Consider the following 18,631-nt stretch of genomic DNA (forward strand, 5'->3'; position numbering starts at 1 on the left):
GGGCACGAACCTCTCGTGGTCCACGGGGTACTCGGTACGTCGATCCGCCCACCGGCGCGCGGCAGTTGACGGCCCCCCGATCACAGTCGTACGGGCGGGGTGAGGAGTAGCGTCGGCTCCATGCATGCGATCACGATTCCCGAACCTGGTGGGCCCGAGGCTCTGGTGTGGGCGGAGGTGCCGGATCCGGTGCCCGGCGAGGGCGAGGTGCTGGTCGAGGTGGTGGCGAGTGCCGTCAACCGGGCCGACATCATGCAGCGGCAGGGGTTCTACAACCCGCCGCCCGGCGCCTCCCCGTACCCCGGTCTGGAGTGCTCCGGGCGCATCGCCGAGCTCGGGCCGGGTGTGTCCGGCTGGGCCGTCGGCGACGAGGTGTGCGCCCTGCTCGCGGGCGGCGGCTACGCCGAGAAGGTCGCCGTTCCGGCCGGTCAGCTGCTCCCCCTGCCCAAAGGCGTCGACCTCAGGCAGGCCGCGTCACTGCCCGAGGTGACCTGCACCGTCTGGTCCAACGTCTTCATGATCGCCCATCTCCGCCCCGGTGAGACACTGCTCGTGCACGGCGGCTCCAGCGGCATCGGCACGATGGCGATCCAGCTGGCCAAGGCGGTCGGTGCGAAGGTCGCCGTCACGGCCGGTACCAAGGAGAAGCTGGACTACTGTGCCGAACTGGGCGCCGACATCCTGATCAACTACCGCGAGCAGGACTTCGTCGCCGAGATCGCACAGGCCACGAACGGCGCGGGCGCCGACGTCATCCTCGACAACATGGGTGCGAAATACCTGGATCGGAATGTCAAGGCGCTCGCCGTCAACGGCAGGCTGGCGATCATCGGTCTGCAGGGTGGGGTCAAGGGCGAGCTCAACATCGGTGCCCTGCTCGGCAAGCGGGGTGCGATCACCGCGACCTCGCTGCGCGCCCGTCCGCTCGACGAGAAGGCGGCCATCGTCGCCGCCGTGCGCGAGCACGTCTGGCCGCTGGTCGCCGCCGGTCATGTCCGTCCGGTCGTCGACCGGGAGGTGCCCGTGAACGACGCCGCGGCCGCCCACCGGCTGGTGGAGGAAAGCGGCCACATCGGCAAGGTCCTCCTGGTGGTGCCCTGACCCGGCGCTAACCCCGGCGCAACCGGAGCCCGACGAACGCGAGACCCAGACCGAGGCCGATCAGCACCAGTCCGCCGCCGAGGGGCAGCATGCGCTGCACCGGTTCGGCGGAGCGCCCGGGCTGCGCGACCGGCCGGGAAGGGGTGACCGGGGGCGGCGTGGACGGTACCGGAACGGCCGGCTCGGCTGACGGCGAGGTGGCCGTCGCCTCGGGCCTGCCGGTCGCGGGCCTGCCGGTCGCGGTCCTGCCGTCCTCGTTCTCGTCGTGATCCGCCCGCGGCTCGTCCGTGTCGTCGCCTTCCACTTCCGCCGCCGGCCCCTCGGGACGTCCCGGCCGCTGCCGCCCCTCGCCCGCGCGGCTCCCGGCCCGGGACGGCTCGGGCGAGGCCGTGACAGGGGATCCGGCGGTGGGAGAGGACGCCGAGCGGACCGGGGGACGGGCCGGGGCGTGTGACGCGGACGCCGCAGCCGCAGCAGCGGGTGCCTGGGCCGCGGGCGCCTGGGCCGAGGACTGCGAGACTGTGGACGGCGAGGCCGTGGACGACGAGCCCGCCGAGGCCGCGGATGCCTGGGCCGCGGATTCCGGGGGTTCGGACGTCGTACTCCGGCGGGGGGCGGAAGCGGGGCTGTACGACGCGGCGGAGCCGCAGGGCAGGACCACCGCTCCCAGCAGGATGAGCAGCCCCGTCACGCGCAGCGCGTTGCGCAGCCATGGAGTCACGTCGGGGACCCCCTCATGGTGCCCGGTCAGCGGATCAGCGATCAGCGGATCAGCGGTCAGCGGATCAGCGGTCAGTGGATCAGTGGAATAACACTCACATCACCGGACCAATCCGGCATTCCGGGTTCGGCCAGCGGGTCGACCCCACTGCACAATCCGCTTATGTCGCTATGTCACGGGTTGCTGGCGCTCCTGGAGGACGGCCCCCGCTACGGCTCACGGCTGCGTACCGAGTTCGGGGCGCGGACCGGAACGGACCGGCCGCCGGCCATCGGCCGGGTCTGCGCCACGCTCGGCCGCCTGGAACGGGACGGCATGGTCGTCCGGGAGGGCGTGGACCCGGCCGGTCGCGTCCTGTACGCGCTGACTCGGGCGGGCCGAGCCGAACTACGGGACTGGTACGCGCGGCCCGTGCGGCGGGCCGGCCCGCCCCGCGACGAGCTGACCGTCAAGCTGGTGCTGGCGGTGCAGGCGCCCGGTGTCGACGTGCGCGAGGTCGTCGAGGCGCAACGCCAGTACCTGTCCGGTGCCCTGCAGGACTACGTCCGGCAGCGGGCCGAGGTGCTGGCCCGTTCCCCCGTACGCCCCGGCGAACTGGCCCGGCTGCTGCTCCTGGAGCAGCTGATCTGTCACGCGGAGGCCGAGATCCGCTGGCTGGACCACTGCGAGGCCCGCCTGCTGCGCCTGCGCCGCCCGGGGGACGCCTCCGCCGAGGAGTGAGACGGGTCCCGGCCCGCCGCGGAGACAGAAACCACCCCCGCTCACGCGGTGGATCACCGCCCGCGGGGGTACCACCCAGATGAGATGTACGCGTACGAGAGAATGGCTGCATGGAGATGCCGAGGAACGAACGGTCGCCGGAGAATCCGCAGATCCTGGTCGTGGGCCAGGACGGTATGACGCTCGGCGGCGGTGGGGGCGACGACCCCCGCGAGATCCCGGTGACGGAACAGGTCGAGCAGCCCGCCAAGGTCATGCGGATCGGCAGCATGATCAAGCAGCTCCTCGAAGAGGTGCGCGCGGCTCCCCTGGACGAGGCCAGCCGGGTACGGCTGAAGGAGATCCACGCGAGCTCGGTGAAGGAACTGGAGGACGGCCTGGCGCCGGAGCTCGTGGAGGAGCTGGAGCGGCTGTCCCTGCCGTTCACGGACGACGCCACCCCGAGCGACGCCGAACTGCGCATCGCACAGGCACAGTTGGTGGGCTGGCTGGAGGGGCTGTTCCACGGCATCCAGACCACCCTGTTCGCCCAGCAGATGGCCGCACGGGCCCAGCTGGAGCAGATGCGGCGCGCGCTTCCCCCGGGCATCGGCGTCGACGGGGGCGACGAACACCGGACCGGCGGCCACTCCGGTGGGCCGTACCTGTAGGCCGTTCCGCACCTGTGAACGCGTAAGCGAAGAGGCCCGGCAGTCGCACTGCCGGGCCTTCCTGCCGACCGGGACCGAATCCCCGGCCGGGCACGGCCATCAGGACGACGGCGGGTTCCCCGTCGACACGCTCAGCTGGATTTCGGGAACGTTCTTCGGGTCGACGTCGGTGTCCGCCGCCGGGAACTGGTCCATGACCGCGCCCTCGCCGTAGGTGTTCTCGTCGACGTACTTGATCTTCATCTTCCAGCCCGCCGCCTGGAAGCACTCCTTGACCGAATTGATGTACTTGAACTGGAAGTTCGGCACCCGGATCTTTTTCGGGTCGTTGTAGGACTCCTGCGGTTCCGAGCACTCGCTGGTTTCCATGGTCTTGGAGGTGTCCGGCCCCCGGTGACCCGCGACCGCCGAGGAGGAGGCGCTGCTGCTGCCGCCGCCCGTGGGCTGGTCGGTCCCGCCGTCATTGTTCAGGGCCAGGCCGACGATCAGGCCGACGACCGTGATGACGGCGACCGAGATCGACCCGATGATCACCGGCCGGTTGCTCCTGCCGCCGCCTCCCGGTCCGCCGACCGGGCCCGTGGCCTGCGGCGAGATGGTGTACGGCGGCGGGGTGGAGGCCTGCTGCTGCGCGTACGGCGACGGGCCGGGCGTCTGGTAGCCGGCCTGCTGCGGGTAGCCGTACGCCGGGGACGGTGCGGACGGCGCCGCGGGCGCCCCGGTGGCGTACGGGTTCGGGGCCGGAGCCGGCTGGTACGGGGTCTGGACGTTGCCCGTGGGCGCCGGGGTGGCGTCGACCGGCGGGAACACCGCAGACCCCACGCCCGCGCCACTGGGGGTCTGGGCGCCGGGAACGATGCTCGGCGGGGCCGCCTGGAAGGAGGCCGCCACGCGCAGGCACTCGTCGCGCATGGCCTCGGCGCTGGGGAAGCGCTCGTTCGGGTTCTTCTTCAGCGCCCGGGCGACGAGGGCGTCCACCGCCGGCGGAAGCGAGCGGTTGATCGACGAAGGAGCCACCGGCTCCTCCTGAACGTGCGCGTACGCGATGGCCAGCGGTGAGTCCGCGTCGAACGGCAGGCGCCCGGTGACCAGTTGGAACAGCATGATGCCGACCGAGTACAGGTCGGACCGCGCGTCCACGCCCCGGCCGAGGGCCTGCTCCGGCGACAGGTACTGCGGGGTGCCGACGACCATGCCGGTCTGCGTCATCGACGTGACCCCGGACTGCATGGCGCGGGCGATGCCGAAGTCCATCACCTTGACCACGCCGCGCTTGGTCATCATCACGTTGCCCGGCTTGATGTCGCGGTGGACCAGACCCATCTCGTGGCTGATCTCCAGCGCGGCGAGCACGTCCGAGGTGATCTTCAGGGCCTTGTCGGCGGGCATCGCGCCGTGCTGCCGGATGTCCTCGTCCAGGACCGAGCCCAGCGGCCGTCCCTCGATGTACTCCATGACGATGTACGGCGTCGTCATGCCGTCCACGTCGTCCTCGCCGGTGTCGAAGACCGAGACGATGTTCGTGTGAGTGAGCTTCGCCACTGCCTGGGCCTCGCGGCGGAACCGCTCGCGGAAGGCCTGCTCCCGGCCCAGCTCGGTGTGGAGTGTCTTGATTGCGACCTGCCGGTCCAGTACCGAGTCGTAGGCGAGGTGCACCGAGGCCATGCCGCCCTGGCCGAGCAAGTCGCGCAGCTGGTAGCGGCCGCCGGCGAGCCCCCGCCCCACGAACCGGCCCTGTGCGCCGTCCTGGCTCATGTTCTGCGTCCCCCATAGCGCGGCGCAAGCGGCTGCTGCGCTCCCGCGATCGACTGTCCGTTGACCGGATCCGATGATCGAATGTGTTATTCCCGGCCAAGTCTGCCCGAGGGCACTGACACGTCAAGTTCGGTGCCCGTTCCGTGACCGTACGCGAAAGAAGCGTCGCGGAAGCGTTACAGCGGTCGTACGACAGGTGCACGGAATTTGCACGACACCACCTGTACGAGGTTTGATGGCCGGTCCGTCTGGAGCCGGCCCCGCGACGCTTCTGGACCGGTGGCTTGCGCGGAGCCTGTAGCGTGGCCGACGGAGACCGTAACAACACCGCGCGCACCGCGGGCAGAAACGACGGCGAGGACTGATGGCACAGACGCAGCGCGCCCAGGGCCCGTCCGACCCCGAGGCGTCTGGCGGCGGCATGTCGGACGCGCCGGAGATGTGGGGCAACGGCGGGCTTGTCGGCGACGGCCGGTACCGGCTGACCCGCAGACTCGGCCGGGGCGGCATGGCCGAGGTGTTCGCCGCCGAGGACGTGCGCCTCGGACGCACCGTCGCGGTCAAGCTGCTGCGCGCCGACCTCGCCGAAGACCCGGTCTCCAAGGCCCGGTTCACCCGCGAGGCACAGTCGGTGGCCGGACTGAACCACCACGCGATCGTCGCCGTGTACGACTCCGGCGAGGACTACGTGGGCGGCCAGTCCGTGCCGTACATCGTGATGGAGCTGGTCGAGGGCCGCACCATTCGCGACCTGCTGCTCAACGCCGAGGCGCCGGGCCCCGAGCAGGCCCTGATCATCGTCTCCGGTGTCCTGGAGGCGCTGGCCTACTCGCACCAGCACGGCATCGTGCACCGCGACATCAAGCCGGCCAACGTCATCATCACCGACAACGGCGCCGTGAAGGTGATGGACTTCGGCATCGCCCGTGCCCTGCACGGGGCGTCCACGACGATGACGCAGACCGGCATGGTCATGGGCACCCCGCAGTACCTCTCCCCCGAGCAGGCCCTCGGCAAGGCCGTCGACCACCGCTCCGACCTGTACGCGACGGGCTGCCTGCTGTACGAACTCCTCTCGCTGCGGCCCCCGTTCACCGGCGAGACCCCGCTGTCCGTGGTCTACCAGCACGTGCAGGACATTCCCGTGCCGCCGTCCCAGACGTCGGACGGGGCGTGCCCGCCGGAGCTCGACGGCCTCGTCATGCGCTCGCTGGCCAAGGAGCCCGACGACCGGTTCCAGACGGCCGAGGAGATGCGCGGGCTGGTCCAGTACGCGCTGCAGATGCTGTACGACCAGGGCGGCCACACCGGCACCTGGAACACCGGCCCGGTGGAGATGCACGAGGGCCGGCACACGCCGGCGGCGGGCTTCGCCGGCACGGCCGTGATGCCGCACCCGGGCGACCCCGGCGCCGGCACCGCGCAGATCCCGCAGCCGATCCTGCCCGCCGGGTACGGCAACCGCGACGACGGCGGTTTCGAGGGGCACGGCAACAAGGGCAGCGGCCGCGGCAAGCTGTGGATCCTCGCCGTGCTCGCGGTGATCGCCATCGCGGCGGGTGTGGCGCTGGCGCTGCACAACACCGGATCCGCCGGCAGCGGCAAGGACGGCGAGACCAGCAAGCCGCCGGCGGCCACCCACTCCACCAAGGACCAGCAGTCCAGCACCACGCCGAGCGACTCGGCGTCGAGCGGGCCGTCGGACACGTCGACCGACAAAGGCTCCGGGTCGGGCGGCTCCGGTTCGGACTACTCGCCGTCGTACGAGCCGTCGTACACGCCGTCGGAGTCGGCCCCGGACCAGCCGTCCAACGAGCCGTCGAACCCGCCGAGTTCCCAGGCGCCGCCGACCCAGACCACTCCGTCGGCGTCCGCGGACCCGGGAGGAAACCCGACCGACGGGACCAGCGGCAGCGGTGGTGACACCCTCGGCACGACCCAGGGAGCGGACAGCGCGGGTGTCGCCGGCGGGTGACCCCGCACGTGGACCACACACACGCGCGCGTAGGGCCGTAACGGGCTCCACGCGCGCGTGGCGTACGGGGCCCCGTACCGAAGACCATGCGAGGCCATGCGTCCGGGGCTGTACCTGAAGACCATGCGTCCCGGGCTGCACCCGGAGGCCATGCGTCCGGGGCTGTACCTGAAGACCATGCGTCCCGGGCTGCACCCGGGGGCCAGCCGGGGCTGTACCCGAAGACCATGCGCCCGGGGCTGTCCCCGAACGCCACGCGTCACTCCGCGAACGCGGCGCACACCGCGTCGTACTCCCGCGTCCACCACACCGCGAGCGCCGAGGCGGCCGGGAACTGCGGGTCCGCGCGGGTGTCGCCGCGCTCGTAGTGCCAGCGCAGCATCCAGAAGTCGTTCAGGCGCTCCCACCACACGCGGTGCACGGCCGCCGCGAGCTCCGAGGACGTGGCACCGGCCGCCCGCCGGTACGCGCGCGCGTACGCCCCGAGCTTCGGCAGGTCGAGGGCCCCGACGGGCCGGACGAAGAAGATGACGGCGGCGCGCACGGCCTCCTCGGCGCGCGGCTGCACGCCGAGCCGGTCCCAGTCGACGATCGCGGCCGGCGCGTCCCCCTGATACAGCAGGTTGAAGGGATGGAAGTCGCCGTGCACCCAGCCCACCGGGCCGCCGGGCGGGGGACGCCGGCCCACGTGCTGTTCCAGGAGCGCCCGCCGCTCCAGGAGCCGGTGCCGGGCCAGTTCGTCGAAGGAGTCGGCCGGCCGGTGGCGGCGGACGTGGGCGAGCAGGTCGTCGATCAGGGCGAAGGTGTCGGCGGGATCGGCGCTCTCCACGGGGTGGGGGCTCGTGGCGGGACGGGTGCGCCCCTTCGGGGGCATCACGCGTTCCAGACAGGCGTGCACCGCCCCCAAGAGCGCCCCCAGACGTGCGGACTGGCCGGTGGTGAGCTGGCCGCCGTGGCGGTGCCGGCCGTCGATCCAGGGGTGCAGGGCGTAGGCGTGGCCACCGATGACGGCGACCGTGCGCCCGTCGCGCCCGGCCAGCGGGGGCGCCACCGGGACGCCGAGGTCGGCCAGGCGCTGGGTGGCCCGGTGCTGGCGAGCGATCGCCGCCGGGTCGGCGGTGTCGGGGTCGAAGTGGTGCTTGAGGAAGTAGCGGCCACGTGTCGTGCACAGCCGGTAGCCCCGGTTGAGCAGCCCCTGGTCGACGGGCTCGCAGGTGAGGGCGGAGCCGGCGGCGTACCGGCGCAGTAAGGCGCTCAGCGGGGGCGCAGGAGGTGCTGGGGGTGGTACACATGGGCGCGGCACGCGCCAGATGCTAGGGCAACGGCCGAGCCCGTGAGCTGCGGGTTGTCGCAGACAGTCTCCGTCAGTCGCATTCGGTCACTTGAGATCGCCGTGCCAGTTGTTCTCCACCCTCCGTCCACGCCCGGCCGACCACCCGGCGCCATTCTCCGCAAGGACGAGTTCGGCCATACGTTGACCCTTCCCGTCTCCGGGGTGGCCGGGATAACGTGCCCGTGTTCCGGCACCCTGCAGGGCTGTGACCAGCGGCTGCCCCGAATGCTCTGCGCGGTACTTGGATTACCTAGCAAAAGTACTTGGAAATCCAAGAAAAAACGCAGGTCAGGAGAGGTTTCCCAGAATTGTGGAGCACTGGGTAACGTGGCTGCTGCAGGGCGCTCGCCGGGGCACCTGTCACGCCTGTTCCCGGCCGAGTGGCACCCACCCCGTGCCCGATGGACGGATCCAGGCGAGCCGTACTGGCCATCCGGCAACCCCGGGGGCCGGACCGACGGAGGAGCACACGTGACCGTGGAGAGCACTGCCGCGCGCACACCGCGACGCAGCGCCGGGAGCAAGACCGGCACCACCGGCCCCAAGGGCCGCGGGGGCGCCACGAAGAGCGCCGACCCCGACCTCGTGCAGCTGTTGACGCCCGAAGGAAAGCGCGTCAAGAACGCCGAGTACGACAAGTACGTCGCCGGCATCACCCCGGAAGAGCTCCGCGGCCTGTACCGCGACATGGTGCTCACCCGCCGTTTCGACGCCGAGGCCACCTCCCTGCAGCGCCAGGGCGAGCTGGGACTGTGGGCGTCCCTGCTCGGCCAGGAGGCCGCCCAGATCGGTTCCGGCCGGGCCACCCGCGAGGACGACTACGTCTTCCCGACCTACCGCGAGCACGGCGTCGCCTGGTGCCGCGGGGTCGACCCCACCAACCTGCTCGGCATGTTCCGCGGCGTGAACAACGGCGGCTGGGACCCGAACAGCAACAACTTCCAGCTCTACACGATCGTCATCGGCTCCCAGACGCTGCACGCGACGGGCTATGCGATGGGCATCGCCAAGGACGGCGCGGACTCGGCGGTCATCGCGTACTTCGGCGACGGCGCCTCCAGCCAGGGCGACGTGGCGGAGTCCTTCACCTTCTCCGCGGTCTACAACGCCCCGGTCGTGTTCTTCTGCCAGAACAACCAGTGGGCGATCTCCGAGCCGACCGAGCGGCAGACCCGCGTCCCGCTCTACCAGCGCGCACAGGGCTTCGGCTTCCCCGGCGTCCGCGTCGACGGCAACGACGTGCTGGCCTGCCTGGCGGTCACCAAGTGGGCGCTGGAGCGCGCCCGCGGCGGCGAGGGCCCGACCCTGGTCGAGGCCTACACCTACCGCATGGGCGCCCACACCACCTCGGACGACCCCAGCCGTTACCGGGGCGACGAGGAGCGGCTCGCCTGGGAGGCGAAGGACCCGATCCTGCGTCTTCGCCGCTACCTGGAGGCCTCAAACCACGCGGACGAGGGATTTTTCGCGGAACTGGAGCGCGAGAGCGAGGCGTTGGGCAAACGAGTGCGCGAAGCGGTCCGTGCCATGCCGGACCCGGACCACTTCGCCATCTTCGAGAACGTGTACGCGGACGGGCATGCGCTCGTCGACGAGGAGCGCGCCCAGTTCGCCGCCTACCAGGCGTCGTTCGCGGACGCAGAGGGGGTCTGAGCATGGCTGCGGAGAAGATGGCCCTGGCCAAGGCGATCAACGAGTCGCTGCGCCGTGCCCTGGAGTCGGACCCCAAGGTCCTCGTCATGGGCGAGGACGTCGGCAAGCTCGGTGGCGTGTTCCGGGTGACGGACGGCCTGCAGAAGGATTTCGGCGAGAGCCGCGTCATCGACACCCCGCTCGCCGAGTCGGGCATCGTCGGCACCGCGATCGGCCTGGCGCTGCGCGGCTACCGCCCGGTGGTGGAGATCCAGTTCGACGGCTTCGTCTTCCCGGCGTACGACCAGATCGTCACGCAGCTCGCGAAGATGCACGCTCGCTCGCTGGGCAAGGTCAAGCTGCCGGTCGTGGTCCGCATCCCCTACGGCGGCGGCATCGGTGCGGTCGAGCACCACTCGGAGTCCCCCGAGGCCCTGTTCGCGCACGTGGCGGGCCTGAAGATCGTCAGCCCCTCGAACGCGTCGGACGCGTACTGGATGATGCAGCAGGCCATCCAGAGCGACGACCCGGTGATCTTCTTCGAGCCGAAGCGGCGCTACTGGGACAAGGGCGAGGTCAGCACCGAGGCGATCCCGGACCCGCTGCACAAGGCCCGGGTCGTCCGCGAGGGCACGGACCTCACGCTGGCCGCCTACGGCCCGATGGTGAAGCTCTGCCAGGAGGTCGCGAACGCGGCCGCCGAGGAGGGCAAGTCGCTCGAGGTCCTCGACCTGCGCTCGGTCTCCCCGCTCGACTTCGACTCCATCCAGGCCTCGGTGGAGAAGACGCGCCGCCTGGTCGTGGTCCACGAGGCACCGGTGTTCTTCGGTTCGGGCGCGGAGATCGCCGCCCGGATCACCGAGCGCTGCTTCTACCACCTGGAAGCTCCGGTGATCCGGGTCGGCGGCTACCACGCGCCGTACCCGCCGGCGCGCCTGGAGGAGGAGTACCTGCCCGACCTGGACCGCGTGCTCGACGCCGTCGACCGCTCGCTGGCGTACTGAGGAGAGGTCGTGACGACGATGACGGAAGCGTCCGTGCGTGAGTTCAAGATGCCAGACGTGGGCGAGGGGCTCACCGAGGCGGAGATCCTCAAGTGGTACGTCCAGCCGGGCGACACGGTCACCGACGGCCAGGTGGTGTGCGAGGTCGAGACGGCCAAGGCGGCCGTCGAGCTGCCCATTCCCTACGACGGCGTGGTCCGCGCGCTCCACTTCCCCGAGGGCACCACGGTGGACGTGGGCACGTCCATCATTGCGGTCGACGTGACGGGCGGGGCGGCCGCCGAGGTACCCGTCCAGGCACCGGCCCAGGCCGCTCAGGCGCCGAAGACCGATGAGCCGAAGGCGGAGGGCCGCCAGCCCGTGCTGGTGGGGTACGGAGTGTCGACGTCCTCCACCAAGCGCCGTCCGCGCAAGGGCCCCGAGGTCACGGTGGCGCAGGCGTCGGCGGCGGTCCAGTCCGAGCTCAATGGCCATGGCGCGGCCGCCGTGGCCGTGGCCGGGCCCCGCCCGCTGGCCAAGCCGCCGGTGCGCAAGCTGGCCAAGGACCTGGGCGTGGACCTGTCGACGGTGGTTCCGTCGGGCCCGGACGGCATCATCACGCGCGAGGACGTGCACGCGGCGGTGTCGACGACGGCGGCCCCGCCGAAGGCCCCGGAGCCGGTGACCGAAGTACCCGCCGCCGCTGCCCCGGCCGCCCCGGCGCCGACGGTGACGTACGACGGTGCCCGTGAGACCCGCGTCCCGGTCAAGGGCGTCCGCAAGGCCACCGCACAGGCCATGATCGGCTCGGCCTTCACCGCCCCGCACGTCACGGAGTTCGTGACGGTGGACGTGACGCGGACCATGCGGCTGGTCGAGGAACTCAAGCAGGACAAGGAGTTCGAGGGCCTGCGGGTGAACCCGCTGCTGCTGGTCGCCAAGGCCCTCCTGGTGGCGATCAAGCGCAACCCGGACATCAACGCGTCCTGGGACGAGGCCAACCAGGAGATCGTGCTCAAGCACTACGTGAACCTGGGTATCGCAGCGGCGACTCCCCGGGGCCTGATCGTGCCGAACATCAAGGACGCGCACGCCAAGCCCCTGCCGGAACTGTCGCGGTCGCTGGGCGAGCTGGTGGCGACGGCCCGCGAGGGCAGGACGTCCCCGGCCGCGATGCAGGGCGGCACGGTCACCATCACCAACGTCGGTGTCTTCGGCGTCGACACCGGCACGCCGATCCTCAACCCCGGAGAGTCCGCGATCCTCGCGGTCGGCGCCATCAAGCTCCAGCCGTGGGTCCACAAGGGCAAGGTCAAGCCCCGCCAGGTCACCACCCTGGCCCTCTCCTTCGACCATCGCCTGGTCGACGGCGAGCTGGGCTCGAAGGTCCTGGCCGACATCGCAGCAATCCTGGAACAGCCGAAGCGGCTGATCACCTGGGCGTGACACGGGAGAGCACCTGGACCTGACCCCAGGTCACCCGGCCGGACCGAGCGGAGCCGCACACCTGACGTGGGTGTGCGGCTTCTGCCGTCGGTGCGGCCCGCTGATCAGCCCTCGCCGACCGGCGAGCCGTAGTCGGGGCGAGGTGCGGTGAGCTGTTCGGTGACCAGGGTGAGCCAGCCGCTGGGGGAGTACGGCGCCGGGGGGTCGACCTCCATGCCCAGTTCGGCGACGGCGAGGGCGTAGTCGGACTCGTCGAGGCCGAGGGCGAGGAGTTCGTGGAGCTCGCCGACGAGACGGGCTGCCAACTGCGCGTCGGCGGTGGCCCGGTAGTCGTCGACGGCCGCCTCGTGGTCGTCGAACTCGTCCGGCATGTCCTGGGAGAACCAGCCGCCGAGGAACTGGCCCAGTTCCGGGAAGCGGGCGTGCCACTCCCAGTGGGTGGCGGGGGCGGCAGGCTCCGGTACCGCCCCTTCCTCGATGCTGCCTCTGATGTGGTCGGCGAGGCAGTACAGCCACTGCTGGATCTCGCCCTCGGGCAGGCCGACGTCGGGAATCGCGTAGAACTCCCCGAGGCGCAGCCGAAGCCGTCCCGGTGGGTTGTCGGCGTACTCGCGCAACTGCTGTTCCGCGCTGGCAAGGGCCCAGGGGCGGCTGTGCCACGTCTGCCGCAGATAGGCGATCAGGGCCCGGCTGGGCTGGTCCGGGGTGTCGTCCGCCGGCTGTCCGACGTAGGCGCGGATCACCTGGTCGAGCTCGCCGTAGCGGCGGTCGTGTTCGAGGGGGCTCAGGGGCACGGTGGTCAGCCTCTACGTCTTTACTCTTCTACGGGTCTTACAGGTAGACGGGGAAGGTGGCGTGGACGGCGAAGCCGTGGGGGCGGGAGGGATCCCGTTTGAGGATGACTCGGGCCGCCCGCACGTCCACCGGCTCCCGCCCGGCCAGCATCATCGCCTGCAGCAGCACCCGCCCCACCGGCTCGGACCGGGACGGCCAGGACGCCTCGATGGTCAGGCGCGGGCGCGTGGACCGGGCGAGCCAGCGGTGGATGTTCTGTTCGTTGGCGGTGACGACCTGCTGGGTGGCCCACTGGGCGGTTTCGCGGTCGGGGTAGGTGGCGGAACGGGTGCGCATGGTGGACCGATTGTCTCCTGCCCGGTTCTAGGTGCTGTCTCTTGCCCGGTTCCAGGGGGTGCTCCTGGTTCCTACTTGGCCGGTTCCCAAAGGGGGGAATGGGCCTCCCTCAGGTGCTCGACGCACAGGCGGGCGAAGAGGGGGAAGAAGTCGGTGAAGTCCTCGCTGCCCGAGCCGCCCGCCATGGCGGCCTGGCTGAAGAACCGGTCCATCTGGTCCTCGGTGTGAAACAGGGCCACCGCCTGGTGGCACTCGGCGACCACGCTCGGCAGCACCCAGGGGCAGCGTGGGTGCGTCTGCTCGATATACATACGGATGCCGTCCTCCGAGGTGGCATCGTGCATGTCGTCGCTGATGGCGACGCCGTCCTGACCGAAATAGATGGGCAGAATCTGACTGAAGCGCGGAAAACGCAGACTCAGTTCCCAGACGTCCATGGGAGTTTCGCCGTAGGTCCGCCAGTCGGTGTTCCAGTTCTCCAAGTGGCGGGCAATCTCCCGAAGCGTCTCAGGCGTACGCGATTCGGTCGCCGCCCGCGGAATTTTTCCGAGTGCCGGGTGGGAACCGTCGGGATGGGTCTCGAAGAGGTCCGCGGCCACACGCAGTTCAGCTGCGATCTCACACAGTGTGCGACCGCCGTCCAATTCCGCGGTCCGGATCCCGCGAATCAGCGGATAGAGCTTCTTCTGCCATTCGGCGGCATCGTCCGGTATTCTCCGGCTCCAGCCGTCGTAAGGCTCCAGGAGCACACGGGCACCCGCGAGATGCGTGTATTCGACGGAACCCTGATCTGTCATACCCGCCATCCTACTTCTTCACGTTCTTCGGCATCGACGTCATGACCGTGAAGGGCGGGTCCAGATCCGGGTCGTAAAGAAGTCGCGTCTCGACTCCATTTACGTCGTCCGCCTTCCCGGCGGGGAACGGATCGGTCTTGATCGCATCCTTGCTGATACTTCGGCCACTGTGACCATAAGGCGTCTCGGGGACACGGATGTCTATTCGGTCCCCCTTCTTCGGCTTGCTCGCTATCCACGTTTTGATGTCATCGGCGTTCTTGTCGATGTTGTACTGCGTCATCCGCTGTGCGGAATCGAGGTCCTTGAAGGAGGACGCCTCCGCGACCTTGGGCTGCCCGTAAGGCCAGTCGGTGCCCGGCCTCGGCGGTTTCTTCAGGTCGTCGCGCAGGCGCTGGGCCAGTTGGTCGTCCGTCAGACCGACGTGTTTCGAGACCGTGTGGGAGTTCTCCAGCCATTCCGTGGACGCCAGGTCCACTTTGTATACACCCTTGTCGGTGTCGCCGGGGGTGGTCCACACGTGTCCGGGCTTGAAATCGGTCAGGGAACGCGCACCGAACGCCTCGGCGCGGGCCTCCTCGGCCTCGTACGTCGGAGCACTGATGGCTGCTTCCTTCAGTTCGGGAAGCAGCTTGCGGAGGCGGTCGGCACCGTCGTGGAATGCCTTGTGGTAAGCCTCGACGGCGGCATCGCATCCGGCCTTGTCCATGTGGGACCGGAACTTGAGGACGATGTCGGCGAAGGTCGCGTACACGTTCAGTTTGGTGAGTTCGTCCCAGGAGAAACCGTCGGGGACCATGTCCTTCACGGTCGCCTTTGTGGCCTGCCAGGCCAGCCGCTCGGTGGTCTTCCGGCACTTCTCGGCCGCGTCCGCGACGTCGTGGAAGATCTGCTTGACGTCGTCACCGGTCTTCTTCAGGACCTCGATGACGGGCCTGCGGGCGGAGGGTGCGGTGTCGAAACTCGTGCGCCAGTCGCGGCCGCCGGGCTGGGACGGCGGCACGGCGTTGTTGTCCTCGTCGCGTCTGCCACCCCAGGCAGTGGTGCCCCAGATCGACTGGCAGAATGCGTTCATCGCGCTCTGCCATTGGCTGTTGCTGCCATCCGTCAGGTATTCGATGTCCTGGGTGAAGGCGTCGGCTGATTTCTGTGCCGCCTGGCCGGCCGCCGCCCACGCGTCCCCGATGCCGCGGAGACTGTCCGTCTCGGCGCCCGGAGTGATCTCATGGGTCTTGCCCAGGCGGAGGCCCTCCTCGATCGCCGGTTTGATCAGGTCGGCCAGAAAGTCGGGAACGTCGCCGATGGCGGCCACGAAGGGGATGTCGGAGTCGTCCCCGGTGCCGGTCCACTTGATGGAGGCGACGGGGCCGTACGAGACCTTGCCGACGCCGATGGGTGGCTCCCTTCGGGGCGGTGGCCCGTAGATGCCCCGCGAGTGCCAGTCGGCCGCCATGTAGTTGTTCGCGGTGTTGGTCAGCCCGAGCGAGACGCCGCCGATGCTTGCCACGCATCGTGCCCACGTCTCCAGGAACTCCTTGGCCACTTCGGCGTAGGCCCCGGAGAAGTCGTCGGCGCCGCTGCCCTTTCCTGCCGCTTGCCGGTGGTCGACGTCGTGCACCAGCTGGACGGCCGTCTTGTGGAAGGTGAACTGCTCGTCGCGGATCACCGTGGAGGTGTAGTAGACGTGTCCGGGTTTGACGTCGAACCGGCCCCCGCTGTCGGGCGCGGGCTGCTTCAACTGCTCCCGTTCCCATTTTCGGCGAGCGTCCGAGGGGCGCCCGTCGGACCCGGTGGCCGGAGGGGGCGGGGGTTCGGGATGGGGGTCCGGGGACGTGCCGGGGCTGGGTTCCGGATGTGGGGTGCTCGGTGTGGGGTCAGGGTGTGTGTCGGCGGCCGAGGGGCTGGCGGACGGACTCGGCGAGGGGGAGGGCGGAGTGCTCATCAGGCAGCCCCCCAGCCGCGCAGCACCGCCCGGTGCGCCGCCGCGTAGTTGGCGTGGCCGGTGGTGACGTATTCGTGCAGCCACTTCTGGGCCGCCTGGAGGTCCTGGGCCGAGCGGTCCCATTCGTCGAGCTTCTGGACGAAGACCTCGCGGGCCTCGCCCTTCCAGGACAGCACCACGGGCTCGACGCGCTCGTAGAGGCCGTCGAGTTTGCCGTTGAGCTGTTTGAGGATGTCCTCCAGCTCGGTGGCCAGTTCGTGGAGGGTCGCGAAGGAGACGGCTATGTGGTCGTCGTCGGCGGGCCCGGTCGGCATGATCTCCCTTGGTGTCGGCAACTGGGGCTGCGGTGCTTGGGTTTCTGGCCGGTGTCAGTAGGAGTCGAGGCTGCTGCGCGGCGCCGGCGGTGTGGGTTCCGGCCCGGCCTGCGAATTGGGGGTGGAGAGCTTGGCGACCTCGCTGTCGACGTCCACCCGGACTGCCCGCAATTGTTCCAGTACGCCGAGATCGTGCCGGGAAAAACCGTCCCGGCTCAGCCGGACGGCCTGCTCCAGCAGCTTCATCACTTCACGGATGCGGACGGCGTCCTCGGCCGCCGCCCGGTGGAAGTCGCGGTACGCGGTTGCCGCCGGGCCCCGCCAGCCCGCCTCGATCCGGTCGACGAGCCCGTCCATGCGCTTGACCTGCTTGTCCAAATGGTCCTGCATGTCGTCCAGGTCGTTGGCGAGCCTGGTCAGACCTTCGCCGGACACCCGCAGATCGGGGCCACCCCCCTGACCGGTGCCGCCTGTTCCGTGCATGCTCACGTCGGACCCCCGTCCCCGTCACTGCCGCAGCCCAACTTCCTTGCTGCTGCAATGAAATCCTACTGGCACCAGCGGTCGGGGGAACCTCAGTTTGATCTGGTGGCGGTGTCCAGCTCCGCCCACACGGCTTTCCCCACCGTCAGCCGCTCCACCGCCCACCTGTCCGCGAGGGCTCGCACGATCAGTAACCCCCGGCCGAACTGGTCGTCGGCACCGCTCGGGCGTGCTACCGGGAGGCGTTCGCCCCTCGGATCCGTGACGGCGATCCGCAGGGTGTTGCCCCGGAGAGACGTCTCGACTCTGAACAGGCGGTCGCGCAGGCACCCGTGCAGCACGGCATTCGTGCACAACTCGCTGGCGAGCAGCGCCGCGTCGTCCGCGGCGCCGGGACGACCCCAGGCGACGGCCAGTTGCGCGACGCGTCGACGGGCGCGGGGGATGGCCTGCGGGTACGGGGTGTAGCTGACGGCGTCGTAACGGTCGTACGACTTCGGTGTGGGGAGCGGGCAGGCGTCGGTCATCTCGGCGCGCCTCCTGGTGCGGTGCGGGGCAGATGCGGTGGCTTCGCCGTGCGTGAGGGGTCTGGGCAGCACGGTGCGCTTTCGCCAACTGGCCTCGCTCAGTGAGTGGTTCGCAACTGAAAGTAGCCGTGTTGGGTATCCGTGTGCAACAAGTCTCGGGGAAATATGTCTCCAGCAGGGTTTGTGAAGCCGCGCCGACGGGATGCAGACTGGCGCCCGATTCAGGAGGTGGGCGAGGTGACGGCAAGCCAGTTCACACGCGGCACCCGGGTATCCACGGTCCTGGCCCGCAAGCTGGGCGGCGAGCTGCTACGGCTGCGCGATGCGGCCGGGCTGACACAGCCGCAGGCCGCGGAGGCGCTGTCCGCGACTGCGGCAAAGGTCGCCAAGATGGAGCGGGGATGGGTGCCGTTCCGGGACCCGGACATCCGGATCCTCTGCGAGCTCTACGGTGTGACCGACCCGAAGGCCGTGGCGCGGTTGCTGGCCCTGGCCAGGACGGACCGTGAGCGCCGCAAGGCCAAGGGCTGGTGGAACCAGTACCCCGAGTTGCGGTCTCTGGTCGAATATGTGGCTCTGGAGGACATCGCGACCGGCGTCCGCACCTGGCAAGGGGCGTTCGTGCCCGGCCTGTTGCAGACGCCGGACTATGCCAGGGCCCTGGCCGTCGGCAACGCCGACTGGGACGACCCCGATGAGGTCGAGCGCTTTGTCGAAGCGAAGATCGCCCGGCAGGCCCGCCTCGCCGACGACAACCCGCTCACCTTGTGGGCGGTGGTCGGTGAGGGAGCCTTGCGTCAGCTCGTCGGCGGCCGCGAGGTCATGCGTGCGCAGCAGGCTCATCTGGTCGAGATGTCCCGGCTGCCCAACGTCAAGCTCCAGGTGGTTCCCTTCATTGCGGGCTCCCACCCGGGGATGACCAGCGCCTTCAGCGTCGTGTCGTTCGCAGAACCCGGCGCCATGGACGTGGTCTACATGGACACGACCTCCTCTACGCTGTGGCTGGAGAGCGAGGCGGACGCCGCACGCCACAACACCACCTTCGAGCGGATTGCCCGCAGCGGGCTCGCTCTTCGGGACTCCACTGCCCTGATCGAACGCATCCGCAAGGAGCTGTGAGC

At 70.0% G+C, this 18,631-nt stretch carries 18 protein-coding genes; 8 read left to right on the forward strand and 10 right to left on the reverse strand.

The window, feature by feature from the left end:
* Positions 1 to 120 precede the first annotated feature (120 nt).
* Complete coding sequence (locus AB0A61_RS00925) at positions 121 to 1,101, forward strand: NAD(P)H-quinone oxidoreductase (RefSeq protein ID WP_361283995.1); 981 nt, start codon at positions 121 to 123, stop codon at positions 1,099 to 1,101.
* 7 nt (positions 1,102 to 1,108) lie between these two features.
* On the opposite strand, the gene AB0A61_RS00930 is transcribed toward AB0A61_RS00925, so the two are convergent.
* Positions 1,109 to 1,822: a hypothetical protein gene (locus AB0A61_RS00930; RefSeq protein ID WP_361283998.1), complete on the reverse strand. Its 714-nt coding sequence runs from the start codon at positions 1,820 to 1,822 to the stop codon at positions 1,109 to 1,111.
* Between the two features lie 162 nt (positions 1,823 to 1,984).
* On the opposite strand from AB0A61_RS00930, the gene AB0A61_RS00935 reads away from it, so the two are divergent.
* On the forward strand, positions 1,985 to 2,542 hold the full coding sequence (locus tag AB0A61_RS00935) for a helix-turn-helix transcriptional regulator (RefSeq protein WP_361284001.1): 558 nt from the start codon (positions 1,985 to 1,987) through the stop codon (positions 2,540 to 2,542).
* Positions 2,543 to 2,652: 110 nt separating this feature from the next.
* Entirely contained in the window at positions 2,653 to 3,192 is a 540-nt protein-coding gene (locus AB0A61_RS00940; protein ID WP_361284003.1) for a bacterial proteasome activator family protein, read from the forward strand.
* Positions 3,193 to 3,291: 99 nt separating this feature from the next.
* Here AB0A61_RS00940 and AB0A61_RS00945 read toward each other — a convergent pair whose 3' ends face one another.
* Positions 3,292 to 4,947 (reverse strand): protein kinase, encoded by a 1,656-nt coding sequence (locus AB0A61_RS00945; RefSeq protein WP_361284006.1) that lies wholly within the window; start codon positions 4,945 to 4,947, stop codon positions 3,292 to 3,294.
* Positions 4,948 to 5,311: 364 nt separating this feature from the next.
* Here AB0A61_RS00945 and AB0A61_RS00950 point away from each other — a divergent pair, with 364 nt between their 5' ends.
* Positions 5,312 to 6,922, forward strand: coding sequence for a protein kinase (locus AB0A61_RS00950; protein WP_361284009.1), 1,611 nt, complete (start codon positions 5,312 to 5,314; stop codon positions 6,920 to 6,922).
* A gap of 259 nt (positions 6,923 to 7,181) precedes the next feature.
* Here AB0A61_RS00950 and AB0A61_RS00955 read toward each other — a convergent pair whose 3' ends face one another.
* The gene (locus AB0A61_RS00955; RefSeq protein WP_361284012.1) at positions 7,182 to 8,225 is read right to left on the reverse strand and encodes a phosphotransferase; all 1,044 of its coding nucleotides are present in this window, start codon (positions 8,223 to 8,225) and stop codon (positions 7,182 to 7,184) included.
* A 501-nt stretch (positions 8,226 to 8,726) separates the two neighbouring features.
* On the opposite strand from AB0A61_RS00955, the gene pdhA reads away from it, so the two are divergent.
* Genes pdhA through AB0A61_RS00970 form a run of 3 tightly spaced genes read left to right on the forward strand, consistent with a single transcriptional unit; the run spans position 8,727 to position 12,316 of the window.
* On the forward strand, positions 8,727 to 9,908 hold the full coding sequence (gene pdhA / locus AB0A61_RS00960) for a pyruvate dehydrogenase (acetyl-transferring) E1 component subunit alpha (protein WP_361284015.1): 1,182 nt from the start codon (positions 8,727 to 8,729) through the stop codon (positions 9,906 to 9,908).
* Between the two features lie 2 nt (positions 9,909 to 9,910).
* Positions 9,911 to 10,891 carry an alpha-ketoacid dehydrogenase subunit beta gene (locus tag AB0A61_RS00965; RefSeq protein WP_361284018.1) on the forward strand — a complete coding sequence of 327 codons (981 nt, stop codon included), beginning with the start codon at positions 9,911 to 9,913 and terminating at the stop codon, positions 10,889 to 10,891.
* Between the two features lie 9 nt (positions 10,892 to 10,900).
* Complete coding sequence (locus AB0A61_RS00970; RefSeq protein WP_361284021.1) at positions 10,901 to 12,316, forward strand: dihydrolipoamide acetyltransferase family protein; 1,416 nt, start codon at positions 10,901 to 10,903, stop codon at positions 12,314 to 12,316.
* 104 nt (positions 12,317 to 12,420) lie between these two features.
* Here the strand turns inward: AB0A61_RS00970 and AB0A61_RS00975 are convergent, their stop codons facing one another.
* The 7 genes from AB0A61_RS00975 to AB0A61_RS01005 all read right to left on the reverse strand — a co-directional run bounded on the left by AB0A61_RS00975 (position 12,421) and on the right by AB0A61_RS01005 (position 17,510).
* A complete protein-coding gene (locus AB0A61_RS00975; protein ID WP_361284024.1) occupies positions 12,421 to 13,110 on the reverse strand; it encodes a contact-dependent growth inhibition system immunity protein in 690 nt (229 codons plus the stop codon).
* 37 nt (positions 13,111 to 13,147) lie between these two features.
* A complete protein-coding gene (locus AB0A61_RS00980; protein ID WP_361284027.1) occupies positions 13,148 to 13,447 on the reverse strand; it encodes an RNase A-like domain-containing protein in 300 nt (99 codons plus the stop codon).
* 71 nt (positions 13,448 to 13,518) lie between these two features.
* Positions 13,519 to 14,244, reverse strand: a complete 726-nt coding sequence (locus AB0A61_RS00985; protein ID WP_361284030.1) for a hypothetical protein — start codon at positions 14,242 to 14,244, stop codon at positions 13,519 to 13,521.
* A 10-nt stretch (positions 14,245 to 14,254) separates the two neighbouring features.
* Positions 14,255 to 15,982 (reverse strand): RNase A-like domain-containing protein, encoded by a 1,728-nt coding sequence (locus AB0A61_RS00990; protein ID WP_361284032.1) that lies wholly within the window; start codon positions 15,980 to 15,982, stop codon positions 14,255 to 14,257.
* Between the two features lie 203 nt (positions 15,983 to 16,185).
* Positions 16,186 to 16,500, reverse strand: a complete 315-nt coding sequence (locus AB0A61_RS00995; RefSeq protein WP_361284034.1) for a WXG100 family type VII secretion target — start codon at positions 16,498 to 16,500, stop codon at positions 16,186 to 16,188.
* Between the two features lie 54 nt (positions 16,501 to 16,554).
* The gene (locus AB0A61_RS01000) at positions 16,555 to 16,983 is read right to left on the reverse strand and encodes a WXG100 family type VII secretion target (protein ID WP_361284972.1); all 429 of its coding nucleotides are present in this window, start codon (positions 16,981 to 16,983) and stop codon (positions 16,555 to 16,557) included.
* Positions 16,984 to 17,075: 92 nt separating this feature from the next.
* Complete coding sequence (locus tag AB0A61_RS01005; protein WP_361284037.1) at positions 17,076 to 17,510, reverse strand: ATP-binding protein; 435 nt, start codon at positions 17,508 to 17,510, stop codon at positions 17,076 to 17,078.
* Positions 17,511 to 17,747: 237 nt separating this feature from the next.
* Between AB0A61_RS01005 and AB0A61_RS01010 the strand changes: the two genes are divergently transcribed.
* Positions 17,748 to 18,629, forward strand: coding sequence for a helix-turn-helix transcriptional regulator (locus tag AB0A61_RS01010; protein ID WP_361284040.1), 882 nt, complete (start codon positions 17,748 to 17,750; stop codon positions 18,627 to 18,629).
* The last annotated feature ends 2 nt before the right edge of the window (positions 18,630 to 18,631 follow it).

It is taken from the genome of Streptomyces sp. NPDC046197 (assembly GCF_040646295.1).
Taxonomy (GTDB): Bacteria; Actinomycetota; Actinomycetes; order Streptomycetales; family Streptomycetaceae; genus Streptomyces.